Here is a 13,870-nt window from a genome sequence, read left to right on the forward strand (position 1 = left end):
ATACTAGTAATTACTTGAAATTTGTATAATATTTACTTTATTTTAATAATAAGATTTTATAAAACTTAAAAGTTAAAAATATTACTTTTTGTGAGTATTATTTTATAATAAAGTATAAACTTATTAAAGTTTATAAAAAATATTTTTAAAATTTTAAAAAAAGAGGTTAATGAATAATGTTAAAAATTTTTATTTCATATCATCATTTAAGAGAACAAAAAGCAAAGGATGAATTATCAGAATTAATTTCGCAATGTTATGGAGAATATTTTGAAGTGAAAGACGTATCTGTAAAACTAGGTGATATTGATCCGCAATTGCCTCCTAAAAAGATATTTAAAACTATTAGAGAAGAGTATTTAAAAGATTCAGATATTACTGTAGTTATTTTAGGAAAACATACAAAATGTAGAAAACATATTGATTGAGAAATTGCATCTTCATTATCAATATATGGTAGCCTCCATCGAAGGGGAAAAAATGGTTTATTAATACTTTTAACTGATGATTTTATTAAAAAAGCAAAAAAAAAATGTGATTTTAATGATAATGATTACAAAACTTTAATTAATGAACAAAATTCTACTCCAAGAATTTATGAAATTGTAATAAATGACTATGCAATCGTTGAAAGTTTTTCAAATGTAGTTTCAAATCCTTTAAAGTTAAAAAAAATACTTGATAAATGTCAAGATAAAGTTAAAACTGAAAAATTGAAAAAAAACTTTGATCTTTTCAAAGAAATAAATTTATTTGAAGAAAATATAGAAAATTGTCCAAAAAAATCTAAAAATAAACTAAATTGTTATTTTTCAAAAAAACATAAATCAAAAAAATTATTTTTTGAAAAAGTTAAAACTGAATTAGTTATGAAAAACTTTTAAAAGATTTTCATTATTATTATTAAGGTTAAAAATTAAAAAATATACTTTTTTATCAATTATTTAAGAAAATTTTATGTAATCAGAATGTTGTTTTAAATAATATTTTTAATTAGAAAAAAATAAATAATTGAATACAAATAAGAATACAGATGTATATTAGTAGTTAATTATAAATATCAAAAATATATAAAATTAAAAAGGTTTTATTTTTTTTAGTAAATAAAACTAAAAAAACTTTATTTTAGTAGTATAATAAAAATACTTACTTAGTTAAGGGTAAGTAAATATTCATTGTGGTTGGCACCTAACAGTGAATAGGAGTTACCATTATTGGTAACTCTTTTATTTTAAATAATTATTATATACCTCAAAATTTAATAATATTTAAATTATTTATGGGTTTTCTCCCTTTATGTAGTATTTTAAATTTTATCACATAAATGTTGAGAAAACCCTATCTACGGACTTCTCCCCACATTTTTAAATCAAACATAGCATTACAGTTTCAAAACTAGGTATCTTGTTGAATTTATATGCAGCTTCTTTGGCATATAAATGAACATGATTTGCAGGGACTTTCCTAAAAACTGTGTTTTTTAAATAAATTTTAGTTGTAAAATCACTAATTTACACAGATTGCTGGAAAGTCCCGCAAACTCTATGTACAGTTGATTTACTATAATCAACAGCTTTTGCTATTTTACGAATTGAAAATTCATAACTTTTATATTCTTTTATTGCTATTATTGATTCAATAGTCAGATACTTATACATTGTGCTAATTCCTTTCTTTTCTTAATTATAGAATTAACACAATTTAATTTTTATATAAATGTCCTTTTTAATTTTACAATTCAGGTAATGTGTCAATTAAAATGCTTTTTTTAGTTTAAATAGTTAAATTATCAATAATACTCTTAATTTCTTCTGCTTCTTTAAATTCATTTTTTCGTTTGAAGGGTATACATAAATTAGATAATAAAATTTCTTGATTATTAGTTTTTTCAATTTCATTTTTTAAAACAAAATAAAGGTACCCACACTGTCAAAAAGTTGGCTTTCTAAGAACTAAATAATTAATATTATTAATCATAATAATATTTTTAGTTTGTTTTTTTAAACTAAAAGTTGTTAATCCTTTATGATAAATAGTTATTTTTTTATCATCAATAGTTATTGTACTTCGACTATATTGATTTTCAAATCATGAATTTTTTTTATTATTCATATATTAATATTATTTTCTTTTTTCATTTTTAGTTTTAATTCCAATTTTATTTAATAACGTTAAAATTGAAGATCTATATAATCCTTGCTTTTGCAATAAAAGTGAAGTATAAATAATATAATGTACTACCGTACCAATAATAATAGCTACTGCATATCATAAAATACCAATATAACTACCATCAATATTAGTAACACCACCAAATAAAGCAATAATAAAAGAACCTCAAGCCCCGACATGACCAAGTACACCAAAACCAAATGCTAAAGCACCCGCAACAGCACTACCAATAACATTAGCAACTATTGTTCTTCATGTATCTCTCACTGCAAATGGAATAGCAGATTCAGAAATTCCCATAAACCCTAATAATCAGGCATTTCACCATAATGATTGTTCTTGTTTTGTAAATAATTTACGACTAAATACTGTTGATGTTAATGCACAACCCAATGGTGCAATCGGAATCGCTGCTGCTACCGGTCCCATTAATCGACCACCATCTTGTACCATTAATGATGTTGCAACAAGAACAGCTGTTTTATTAATTGGACCACCCATATCAAATCCAACCATTGCTCCTAATAATAATCCAACTAAAACCCTATATTTGGATGTAACCCCATTCAACTTAAACCATAATCCAATGCACCCATTACATATCCAAATGGTGCTGCTAAAAAGAAAGCGGTTGGAATTCCAATAATTGCTGTACAAAAAACAGGAATAATAATAATTGGCATAATTGGTAATAATCATTTTGGTACTTTTCATGAATTTACAAATCTAACTAAATAACCAACCATTAATCCTCCATAAAGAGCACCAAATAATGTTCATGAAAGATTAGCGTTACCCTGAAAAGGTTGACTTGCATCAATTTTAGAACTAGCAGTAAGATTAAATACTCCTCATCCAAATCACATTCCCGTACCAGGTGATACTAATAAAAATGTAATAATCATTGCTGGAGCAATACCGGGACGTCCTGCGATTGAATAAGCAATATAAGCGCCCATGATTGGTATCATCAATGTAAAGCCAATACCAGCAATGTTATTGATAATCATTAATACATGCATTAGCGTTGTACAACCAATTAATCCAGAATTAACTCCTGGTGGATTTGTTTTTAATCAAGCAAGTTGTTCTTCTCATGAATTTTTAAATTCAAATCCATTACCAAAAGTACCTTTTGCGATACCACCAACAATAGCAAAAATTAAACCAGCAAAAACAACAAATGCTATCATATATGATAGTCCACTTAATAAATGTTTTAAAATTGCTGGTTTACCTTTCGAAGCATTTAAAATGAAATCACCACTATTACCATTAGGTTCACCGTATATTTTTGCTTTTGTTAAACTTTCTTTAATAGTTTGTTTAGCATCTTTAACTACTGGTTTTGTACCACAAGTATATGTTTTTTACCAATAAAACGTTCTAAGTCAATTGCAACATCTGTTGCTAAAATAACGACATCCGCTTCTTTAATTTCTTGTTCTGTTAGTAGATATTCTGGTCCTTTTTGACCTTGACATTCAATATGTACTTGATAGCCTAGTTCTTTTCCTGCGGTTTCTAATAATTCTTTACACATGTAAGTATGAACTACTCCAGTTGTACAGAAACGGGACTTTCCAGCAATCTGTGTAACTTAGTTATTTTACAACTAAAATTTATTTAAAAAACACAGTTTTTAGGAAAGTTCCGAAGAATCCAATAATTTTTTTGTTTCCTTATTTTTCATTGTTTTTATTTCTTTTTTAGTACTATTTTTAAATGTTTCATCATTAATAAGCGATATTATTTCTTGTGAATTTTTTGCATTTTTTAATTTTTTACGAAAATCTTCATTTACAAGTTTAATTGCAAGTGTACTTAAAATATCTAAATGTAAATTTTCTGCTTGTGTTTCAGGAATTATTAAAGCAATAATAAAAGTTGTTAATTGTCCATCTATTGCTTTTCAGTCAACACCATTATTATTACATAATATTAGAATTGCAGGTTTTTTAATTGATTTAATTCTAGCGTGTGGAATTGCAATTCCACCTTCAAAACCTGTTGATGATTCTTGTTCACGAGCAAGAAATGCTTTTAGTAATTCATCACGATTAGTAATATAACCTAATGAAAATGCCAAATCAGTAATTTTAGTTAGTGCTTCTATTTGATTTTTAATATTAGATTCAAAAATAATATGTGAGTTGTTTAATAAATCATTAGTTATTTTTAATTTTACCTTCCTTTCCAATGATTATTTTATCTCCTTTTTTTAATAAAAACCAGAGATTTTTTCAGATAATTAAAATATATTTTTAACTATTTATTCAATTAAATTTAATATTTATAAAATTAGATATATTACATACTTCAAAGTTTTTGCTGTTTTTTAAACAAAATATAATAAATAAAAATTATCAACATTAATCCCATATTTCCTTATAAATTAATATAAATAACTTATTTATAAAATAATGTAAAATTAATTTAGATAAAATTTAAGTATTTAAAGAAAGGGAAAATTAGAGAAATGTTTAAAACAAGAAAAGAAAATTTAAATCAGAAAAATAACAAACTTAAATCAATAACTGATTATCAATGATTAGCTTTAGATATCGGAACAGAAAACTTTAAAGCTAGACATATTAATATAGGTCTTAGATATGATGCTCCAACCTATTTAGCTGAAGACTATGAAAAAAATAGAATTCTTTACGGTGAAGAGGCTAAGGCTTTAACTGACAAAACAAATGAAAACGTTATTATTAAACGTCCAGTTCGTGATGGTAATATTGCTGATCCAGATGCTTTACAACGTATTCTTACTAAAATTTTTCAAGATTTCAGACTTGAAATTAAAAATTTAAAAGAAATTAATAACAATTCTATAAAAAAACATGAAAAATTAGATAAAAATCGTAATTTGATTGTGTTGATGGCAACACCAAGTGAAATTAATTCAGTACAAAAAGAAGCTTTAGAAAATATTGTATATCGTTTAGGAGCACTCCGTGGATTTGTACAAGAAGAAGTAAAAATGGCAGCCTTAGGTTCAGGGCAAGATATTTTTGGAAGTGCAATTATGTGCATTGATATTGGTGGTGGCAGTACTGATGTTGCTATTATTAGTAATAATTCAATATTATATTCATATACAACACATTGTGCTGGTGACTATTTAATACAAAAAGTTCAAGAATATATTATAAAAAAACATGCCTTAAAAGTTGGAATAAAAGAAGCTGAAGATGTTATTAAAAATATTGGATCACTTATGAAATATCAAGATGAAAAACCATACATAATTTCGGGTTTTTCATTACCTAGATTAAATTCTCAACCAGGAGAAACAATGTCAATTTCTAAAACTATTGAAATTATACCAGAAGAAATTCGTGAAAATGTTATGCAAGTTCAATTCAAAGAACATATTATTCCAGCCATTCGTAGAGTACTAAGAACTGCTGGTGACAAGGCTGCTGGAAGTATTAGTGATTTAAAGAAAAAAGGTAAGGGAATCACAATTTGTGGTGGTGGAGCTTATATTAAAAAAGTTGATAAATTTATTCAAGAAGAATTAGCTAAAGAATATTATATTGAAGTTAAAACTGAAAAAGGTACAAAACCAATGCGTCAAAAATATGAAGGAGATCTTTTTGAAGTGCGGACTGCTCTAAATCCTTTAGATAATGTTATTGATGGTTGTGTAAAATATCGTGATACAATTTACAAACAATTAATAATTGAACAAAATCCTAATCGTGAAATTCTAATAAAGGACGAAAATTTAGGATAAAAAAACTATAAAAATCTTAAATTAATTTAAATTACCTGAATTGTAAAATTAAAAAGGACATTTATATAAAAATTAAATTGTGTTAATTCTATAATTAAGAAAAGAAAGGAATTAGCACAATGTATAAGTATCTGACTATTGAATCAATAATAGCAATAAAAGAATATAAAAGTTATGAATTTTCAATTCGTAAAATAGCAAAAGCTGTTGATTATAGTAAATCAACTGTACATAGAGTTTGCAGATTATTAAATCAAAACTTATTACCATTAGAAATATTGAATCAAATTCAAAAAAAGAAGCAAAATGCAGGTAGAAAATTAATAATTTTAACTTTAACAGAAATTAATACTATTAATTATTTGTTAATTACTAAAAATTATGCGCTTGATATAATTGCTAATTTTTTAAAGGAAAATAAAATAAAAAGTATTTCAACAAAAACTTTATATAACATGTTTAAAACAAATCGAATGGGTTTTGATGAAAATAACTTATTGAGAAAAGGAAAAAATAAACCTCATAAACAAAAAGAAACTAGAGGACGAATTAATAATTGTAAATCTATTCATGAAAGAAATTTAATCATTCCTAATATTAAAAATATACAAGAATTTGGTCATTTAGAGGGTGATACTATCATTGGTAAAGATCATAAAAGTTCTATTATTACTTTAGCTGATATATGATCAAAAACCACAATTCCTTTAGTTTCTAAAAATCATAAAGCAGAAAATATTACAAAAATTATAATAAAATTTATTTCAAAGTTACAAAAAGGAACAGTTAAAACTATTACTTTTGATCGTGGTAAAGAATTTACTAAATGAAAATTAATCGAAAAAATTTGCAATGTTAAGATTTATTTTGCAGATCCTGGCAAACCTTGTCAAAGAGGTTTAAATGAAAATAATAATGGTATTTTAAGAAGATATTTACCAAAATCTACAGATCTATCTTTATATAAACAAAAAGACTAAAATGCTATAGCATTTCAAATTAATTCTACACCCAGAAAATCACTATCTTATAAAAGCCCAATAGACTTAATACAATTATTTTAAAAACTGTCCCATTTGTCCCATTTATATTTACAATTCAGGTTTAAAACATCTGGAATGGCATCACTTTTTTGTGAACTTGTGTTTAAGACAGTTACAATTAAACTTCCTGCAGCTGATGCAAATGTTAAAACACTTAATGCTGTCAATATTTTTTTCATTTTTTCATCCTTCTATTTTATTATTTTGACTTTATTTAAGAAGCCAATTTTACTTTACTACTTTTTGAAGATAAATTCACAAAAATTATATTTTTTAAAGTTAAAACTTTTTTGCTGCTTCTTTAATATACTGTTCAAATTTATCCATCGTTTTTTCTGGCCCTAATGCTGGCAAACCTCCACCTTTTGCTAATATTTTAGAACCAATAAGTAAATTAGCATCATTTTGATGAAGTTCTTGAACCTTAGTACCACAAATAAGAATTGGTTCTACTACTTTAGCACCTACAAATTCTCATGTCCCTTTTAAATAAGTTGCATGATTACCTCATAAATATCAGCCATATGGTGCTCCTTGTGTCGCCAAAATTTGAACTTTTAAATGTGGTAATAATCCTCTAGCTTCACCTTGTTTGGTATATTTATAATCAAAAGTTTTACCAGCAACTAAGATGTGATCTAAATAATTTTTTGTCATGCTAGTAACATTAAAATTTGTCATTGGTGTTGTATATATAACTTTATTAACATTTTTTAGTTGATTAATATAATAATCAGAATCTTTTTCATTAAAATATGAAGTAAAGTTTTTTTGCGTAATAGTAATACTTGCCATTGGTATTTGATTTAAATCTAATTTAATTATTGAATCTTCTGGATGAAATTCACGATAATATTTAACAAAACGAGATACTAAACTTTCAGAATAAGATAGTTCTTTTTTAATCATAGAAGAACGAATTACTAATATTTTATTTGCCATTATTTTTGCCTCCGAAATATCTAAAATAACTTTGTAATTTGATTTTATCAGTTTTTATTTATTATTTTTTAAAAAATAATAAATAAAAATATAGTTTTATAAAAAAAATGAAATATTTATTATAATTTTATCAATTTCTATAAAGTGTTATCATTAAAGTGTGTAAAACTTTTAAAAAAGTTTATAGAAAAATTTTAAATTAAATAGATATTAATTCTAAAAAATAAATATAAGTAGTTATTATAGAAATTTTAGTATTTGTACACAAATTATAATTATTAAGAATTTGAGATTAGACTATCAAAAATATAGAAAGAGGCAAAAATATGAATGAAAGAAGACAAAAATTACTTGAATTGATGAATAGAAATTTAAAAATTAGTACTTTAATTAATTACAAATTTAAAATTTCTGAAATAACTAATGCAATTGCAAGTATCAATAATGATTTATATAAACAACAAAAATATTTTTTAGAATTAGAAAATATTAGAAAATACAGAAATAAAATTCAAAGAAAATTTAATAAAAACAAAAAGATAAACCTGAATTGTAAATATAAATGGGACAAATGGGACAGTTTTTAAAATAATTGTATTAAGTCTATTGGGCTTTTATAAGATAGTGATTTTTTGGGTGTAGAATTAATTTGAAATGCTATAGCATTTAAGTCTTTTTGTTTATATAAAGATAGATCTGTAGATTTTGGTAAATATCTTCTTAAAATACCATTATTATTTTCATTTAAACCTCTTTGACAAGGTTTGCCAGGATCTGCAAAATAAATCTTAACATTGCAAATTTTTTCGATTAATTTTCATTTACTAAATTCTTTACCACGATCAAAAGTAATAGTTTTAACTGTTCCTTTTTGTAACTTTGAAATAAATTTTATTATACTTTTTGTAATATTTTCTGCTTTATGATTTTTAGAAACTAAAGGAATTGTGGTTTTTGATCATATATCAGCTAAAGTAATAATAGAACTTTTATGATCTTTACCAATGATAGTATCACCCTCTAAATGACCAAATTCTTGTATATTTTTAATATTAGGAATGATTAAATTTCTTTCATGAATAGATTTACAATTATTAATTCGTCATCTAGTTTCTTTTTGTTTATGAGGTTTATTTTTTCCTTTTCTCAATAAGTTATTTTCATCAAAACCCATTCGATTTGTTTTAAACATGTTATATAAAGTTTTTGTTGAAATACTTTTTATTTTATTTTCCTTTAAAAAATTAGCAATTATATCAAGCGCATATTTTTAGTAATTAACAAATAATTAATAGTATTAATTTCTGTTAAAGTTAAAATTATTAATTTTCTACCTGCATTTTGCTTCTTTTTTTTGAATTTGATTCAATATTTCTAATGGTAAAAAGTTTTGATTTAATAATCTGCAAACTCTATGTACAGTTGATTTACTATAATCAACAGCTTTTGCTATTTTACGAATTGAAAATTCATAACTTTTATATTCTTTTATTGCTATTATTGATTCAATAGTCAGATACTTATACATTGTGCTAATTCCTTTCTTTTCTTAATTATAGAATTAACACAATTTAATTTTTATATAAATGTCCTTTTTAATTTTACAATTCAGGATAAAATAAATATTTTTAAATAAAATTATGATTTATTAACTCAAAAGTAAGGATGTTATTTTTTTAATTATTGTGCTTAAAAATTGAAAATATGTTATACTAACATCATAATAAAGTAAATTATTAAAGACCATTAGGTTCGACTTATTCTTTTTTATTAGATAAGTGGAACCTAATTATTTTTAAATAAAAAAGGATGTGAAAATTATGTCAGCACAACAACAGCAACAACCAAGTAAAGAAATTTTTGATAAATTACAAGGTGAAAAAAATAAAAAAGAAAAAGCAACTTCTTCTGGTGGTGGTAGTAGAAATTGAATTGTAAAATTTGCAAAAGATGTCGCTTATATTTCTTTTTTTCCATACATATGATTAAAAAAACTTTTAGTTTCACTATTTAATAATCGAACTAAAAAGCCTAAACTAAATCAATCAGTTAATATTATTAAAAATAAAGATAATGTTAATCAAAAAAATAATGTTTCTACAAATAGTAATGGACAAGTTAGTTTTAAAGAAGTAGATGCACTAGATCCAGAAAATGAATCAGTAGCAGAAACAACAGCAGAAGCACTAAAATTAAATGGTAATACTACTAATCCATTCCAAAATGTTGCACATAGTTGTAATCGTGAAGAAATTCCAGTAGTTTCAACAATAACTTCTGGAAAAAAATTAACTACTTAAATTATTTAAAATATTTATTAGTTCGTTCTAAATCAATAATATTATCAACATCCCAATGACAATCAAATGATAAAACATAAGGTTTTAATTCAAAATTATGTTTAATACTATTACTAATTAAATATTTACCAACCATTGTTGTTTGCAATACAAGTTCTTGTTGTGGATTTATTAAATATTCACCAAGAACTTTTGCTCATTTTTTAGTAATATAACTTCATTCTCCCGCCAAGAAACTATCCTTTTTTTTACTTTTAATAATATCAATAATATTACCATTCTTGTTTAATTTATAACTTCAATCTTCTTTGATATTATCATGATCACGCTTAATAGCGGCCATCATATTAGTTGAAAAATTATTTAAAAAAATATTTTTTGTACTAATCATATCACCAGAAATAATAAAAATATCATCTTGACCATTAAAATATGATGATACTAATGTCAAAGCATAACCACTATTATAATCAAGGAAATGTTGATTATTTATTAAGATTAATTTTGAATATTTATGAGTAAGAAAATTAAATTCATCTTTTAAATGACCAGTAATGACAATAATTTTTTTTAAATCATGTATTTCAATTAAATGATTAATTATATGTTCAATTAAAGTTAAACCTTTAAATTTAATTAACGATTTATGAACATTATTTGAGATAGGTTGTAATCTACTGCCAATTCCTGCTGCAAAAATAATAGCAACTTTCATTATTCCTTCTTTACTTAACAACAAAATTAACAATCTTATTTGGTATACAAATTGTCTTAATAATTGTTTTATCTTGCAATCAATGTTTTACTTTTTCTTCATTATTAACTACTTTTAAAAGTTCTTGATTATTTAAATTTTCTTTTACTACTAAAGTTATTTTCGTTTTACCATTAATCTGAATAGCAATAGTAACTTCACTAGTAATCAAAAATTTTTCATCATAACTTGGAAACTGACTTTTATTAATACTTTCTTTATTACCAAATTGAAATCATAATTCTTCAGCAATATGTGGAGCAAATGGATTTAATAATTTTAAAAAATTAACTAAATATTGTTGATAAATAGTTGGTGCTTTATAACAAGCATTGATAAAAATCATAAGTTGTGCAATAGCAGTATTAAAATTTAAATCATTAATATCATTAGTTACTTTTTTTACAGTTTGATGATAAATTGTATCTAATGATTTATCATTCTTAGTAGTAATTTTTATTTTATACTCATCTTTATTAACAAGACGATAAATACGCATTAAAAACTTATAACAACCAACTAAACCACTATTTAATCACGGTAAAGATGCTGTTAATGGCCCCATAAACATTTCATATATTCGCAAAGTATCAGCACCATATTCATTAATAATATCATCTGGATTAACAACATTACCGCGTGATTTAGACATTTTTTCATTATTTTCACCAAGAATCATACCCTGATTTACCAATTTTAAAAATGGCTCTTTAACATTAACTAACTTTAAATCATATAGCACTAAATGTCAGAAACGAGCATACAATAAATGTAAAACAGCATGTTCTTGACCACCAATATATAAATCAACTGGTAATCAATAGTTAAAACGTTTTTGCGCAATAGCACTATTAAAATCACAATAAGTACCATCATCATTTTTTAAAATATATGCTAAATAATATCAACAACTACCTGCTCATTGTGGCATTGTATTAATTTCTCTTTTTCCTTTTACACCATCTTTTCTAGTTACATGTAATCAGGAATTTGGTGCATTAGTTAAAGGTGCATTCCCCGAATTAGATGGCTTAATATTAGTCATTTTTGGTAATAATACTGGTAATTGTTGTTCATCTACTGTTGATATTGTACCATCTTCTCAATAAATTATCGGAAAAGGTTCACCTCAATAACGTTGACGAGAAAAAAGTCAATCTCGTAACTTATATGAAGTATGTACTTTTCCTTGTTTTAAAGTTAGTAATTTTTTAACAATTAAATTAGTAGCTGTTTCTAAATCCTTACCATTAATAAAATCAGAGTTAATATATTCACTAGTACCCAAAAATGGTTCATTTTTATTATTAGTTTTCATAATAAAATTGATTGGTAACTTTTTATTTTTAGCAAAAATAAAATCACGACTATCATGTGCAGGAACACCCATAATTGCTCCTGTCCCATAATGATTTAAAACATAATCACCAACTCAAATTGGTAATTTATTTTTAGTAAAAGGATGAATAGCATAACTTCCAGTAAAAACACCAGATTTTAAAGTATCATCTCCTTGACGCATTAAATCTGTTTTAGTTTTAGCATCTAAACAGTATTGAGTAACTGCTTGCGAATATTCACTAGTTGTTAAATCATGAATTAATGGATGTTCAGGGGCAAGCACTAAAAATGAAACACCAAAAATAGTATTAACCCTTGAAGTAAAAATAGAAACCTTACATTTATTATTTTCAACTATAAAATCAACTAGCGTTCCAACACTTTTACCAATTCAATTACGTTGTAATTCCTTAACACTATTTGGTCAGTCTAAATCATCTAATCCTTTTAATAATTTTTCAGCATACTTAGTAATTTTTAAAACCCACTGACGCATTGGTTTTTTAATAACTGGGAAATTACCACGTTCAGAAACCATATGACCATTAATGTTAATTATTTCTTCATTAGCTAAAACAGTTCCTAACTGTTCACAAAAATTAACTTCAACATCTTTAATTTCAGCTAACCCTTGTTCATAAAGTTTAATGAAAATTCATTGTGTTCACTTATAATATTGAGGATCTGTAGTATTAACTTCTTTATTATAATCAAAACTTAGACCAATACTTTGTAATTGTTTACGAAAATTATTAATGTTTTGTTTAGTAAATGTCTCTGGATTATTACCTGTATTTAAGGCATATTGTTCAGCTGGTAAACCAAAAGCATCTCAACCAATTGGATGCAAAACATTAAAACCATTCATTATTTTAACTCGTGAAATAACATCAGTAGCACAATAACCTTTAGGATGGCCAACATGTAAACCTGATCCTGAAGGATAAGGGAACATATCAAGAATATATGATTTTGGTTTTTTATTATCATCAATGTTTGTTTTAAAAGTTTCATTTTTTAATCAATACTGCTGTCATTTCTTTTCTATTTGTTGGTGATTATAACTCATGTTTTTCTCCTTTAATATGTTCAGGTAAAGTAATCATAAAACCATAATATCATAATCATTTAACAAGTTGCAATGTTTACTTATTGATTAAATTATATTTTAAATATTTTGTTAATTATCAATCAATGTTATTAAACTATTTACTAATATTTATTTTCTACAAAAATGAAATAGTTTTTATTGTATTTCAAATAAAATATACTATATAATTATCGTTAATTGGATGGGTTACACTTTATTGGACACTAATTACGTAGACAAGTGAACAAATTAGTTAAAAGAAAGGAACTATAATTATGGCCAATATTAACTCATATTCAGATGAATTTAAAAAACAAATAGTAGCTTTATATCAAAGTGGTAAGTCAGTGTCTTGTCTTGCTAAAGAGTACAATGTGGGCGCATTGCAAACTTGTATACGGTTTAATAAAAATATAAATGAGAGATAAAACTCTCATTTTTAATTGTTTAACAATTATAATTAACGGACTTCTCCCCACATGT

The 13,870-nt window shown here is 24.5% G+C and carries 14 protein-coding genes and 3 pseudogenes; 6 read left to right on the top strand and 11 right to left on the bottom strand.

Going from position 1 to position 13,870, the window contains the following annotated elements; all coding sequences use genetic code 4:
- The first annotated feature begins 176 nt into the window (after nucleotides 1-176).
- A complete protein-coding gene (locus tag ACQH20_RS03255; protein WP_425377496.1) occupies nucleotides 177-884 on the top strand; it encodes a TIR domain-containing protein in 708 nt (235 codons plus the stop codon).
- Nucleotides 885-1,514: 630 nt separating this feature from the next.
- Here the strand turns inward: ACQH20_RS03255 and ACQH20_RS03260 are convergent.
- The 6 genes and pseudogenes from ACQH20_RS03260 to ACQH20_RS03285 all read right to left on the bottom strand — a co-directional run.
- Nucleotides 1,515-1,658 (bottom strand): annotated as a pseudogene (locus ACQH20_RS03260) (helix-turn-helix domain-containing protein); the annotation flags it as partial.
- 115 nt (nucleotides 1,659-1,773) lie between these two features.
- Nucleotides 1,774-2,112 carry a hypothetical protein gene (locus tag ACQH20_RS03265; RefSeq protein ID WP_425377497.1) on the bottom strand — a complete coding sequence of 113 codons (339 nt, stop codon included), beginning with the start codon at nucleotides 2,110-2,112 and terminating at the stop codon, nucleotides 1,774-1,776.
- 9 nt (nucleotides 2,113-2,121) lie between these two features.
- The gene (locus tag ACQH20_RS03270; RefSeq protein WP_425377498.1) at nucleotides 2,122-2,742 is read right to left on the bottom strand and encodes a hypothetical protein; all 621 of its coding nucleotides are present in this window, start codon (nucleotides 2,740-2,742) and stop codon (nucleotides 2,122-2,124) included.
- Nucleotides 2,709-3,365 (bottom strand): PTS transporter subunit EIIC, encoded by a 657-nt coding sequence (locus ACQH20_RS03275; RefSeq protein ID WP_425377499.1) that lies wholly within the window; start codon nucleotides 3,363-3,365, stop codon nucleotides 2,709-2,711. Before ACQH20_RS03275 ends, ACQH20_RS03270 begins: the two co-directional genes overlap by 34 nt.
- Before the next feature lie 146 nt (nucleotides 3,366-3,511).
- Nucleotides 3,512-3,763 carry a PTS fructose transporter subunit IIB gene (locus ACQH20_RS03280; protein ID WP_425377579.1) on the bottom strand — a complete coding sequence of 84 codons (252 nt, stop codon included), beginning with the start codon at nucleotides 3,761-3,763 and terminating at the stop codon, nucleotides 3,512-3,514.
- Nucleotides 3,764-3,814: 51 nt separating this feature from the next.
- On the bottom strand, nucleotides 3,815-4,372 hold the full coding sequence (locus ACQH20_RS03285) for a PTS sugar transporter subunit IIA (protein ID WP_425377500.1): 558 nt from the start codon (nucleotides 4,370-4,372) through the stop codon (nucleotides 3,815-3,817).
- A 279-nt stretch (nucleotides 4,373-4,651) separates the two neighbouring features.
- On the opposite strand from ACQH20_RS03285, the gene ACQH20_RS03290 reads away from it, so the two are divergent.
- Nucleotides 4,652-5,917 carry a rod shape-determining protein gene (locus tag ACQH20_RS03290; protein ID WP_425377501.1) on the top strand — a complete coding sequence of 422 codons (1,266 nt, stop codon included), beginning with the start codon at nucleotides 4,652-4,654 and terminating at the stop codon, nucleotides 5,915-5,917.
- A gap of 119 nt (nucleotides 5,918-6,036) precedes the next feature.
- Nucleotides 6,037-6,894 (top strand): annotated as a pseudogene (locus tag ACQH20_RS03295) (IS30 family transposase); the annotation flags it as partial.
- A gap of 83 nt (nucleotides 6,895-6,977) precedes the next feature.
- On the opposite strand, the gene ACQH20_RS03300 reads toward ACQH20_RS03295, so the two are convergent.
- Nucleotides 6,978-7,139 carry a hypothetical protein gene (locus ACQH20_RS03300; RefSeq protein WP_425377502.1) on the bottom strand — a complete coding sequence of 54 codons (162 nt, stop codon included), beginning with the start codon at nucleotides 7,137-7,139 and terminating at the stop codon, nucleotides 6,978-6,980.
- A gap of 100 nt (nucleotides 7,140-7,239) precedes the next feature.
- Nucleotides 7,240-7,902, bottom strand: a complete 663-nt coding sequence (locus ACQH20_RS03305) for an FMN-dependent NADH-azoreductase (protein WP_425377503.1) — start codon at nucleotides 7,900-7,902, stop codon at nucleotides 7,240-7,242.
- Nucleotides 7,903-8,228: 326 nt separating this feature from the next.
- On the opposite strand from ACQH20_RS03305, the gene ACQH20_RS03310 reads away from it, so the two are divergent.
- Nucleotides 8,229-8,489 (top strand): hypothetical protein, encoded by a 261-nt coding sequence (locus tag ACQH20_RS03310; protein WP_425377504.1) that lies wholly within the window; start codon nucleotides 8,229-8,231, stop codon nucleotides 8,487-8,489.
- Here ACQH20_RS03310 and ACQH20_RS03315 read toward each other — a convergent pair.
- Nucleotides 8,486-9,430 (bottom strand): annotated as a pseudogene (locus tag ACQH20_RS03315) (IS30 family transposase). The gene ACQH20_RS03310 and the pseudogene ACQH20_RS03315 overlap by 4 nt on opposite strands.
- 292 nt (nucleotides 9,431-9,722) lie before the next feature.
- Between ACQH20_RS03315 and ACQH20_RS03320 the strand changes: the two are divergent.
- Nucleotides 9,723-10,202, top strand: coding sequence for a hypothetical protein (locus ACQH20_RS03320; RefSeq protein ID WP_425377505.1), 480 nt, complete (start codon nucleotides 9,723-9,725; stop codon nucleotides 10,200-10,202).
- 1 nt (nucleotide 10,203) lies between these two features.
- Here the strand turns inward: ACQH20_RS03320 and ACQH20_RS03325 are convergent, their stop codons facing one another.
- Nucleotides 10,204-10,917 (bottom strand): sugar phosphate nucleotidyltransferase, encoded by a 714-nt coding sequence (locus ACQH20_RS03325; RefSeq protein WP_425377506.1) that lies wholly within the window; start codon nucleotides 10,915-10,917, stop codon nucleotides 10,204-10,206.
- A 10-nt stretch (nucleotides 10,918-10,927) separates the two neighbouring features.
- On the bottom strand, nucleotides 10,928-13,366 hold the full coding sequence (gene leuS, locus ACQH20_RS03330; RefSeq protein WP_425377507.1) for a leucine--tRNA ligase: 2,439 nt from the start codon (nucleotides 13,364-13,366) through the stop codon (nucleotides 10,928-10,930).
- A gap of 296 nt (nucleotides 13,367-13,662) precedes the next feature.
- Between leuS and ACQH20_RS03335 the strand changes: the two genes are divergently transcribed.
- The gene (locus ACQH20_RS03335) at nucleotides 13,663-13,815 is read left to right on the top strand and encodes a transposase (RefSeq protein ID WP_425377508.1); all 153 of its coding nucleotides are present in this window, start codon (nucleotides 13,663-13,665) and stop codon (nucleotides 13,813-13,815) included.
- The last annotated feature ends 55 nt before the right edge of the window (nucleotides 13,816-13,870 follow it).

Source organism: Spiroplasma endosymbiont of Aleiodes alternator (assembly GCF_964031135.1).
Classification (GTDB): Bacteria; Bacillota_I; Bacilli_A; order Mycoplasmatales; family VBWQ01; genus Spiroplasma_E.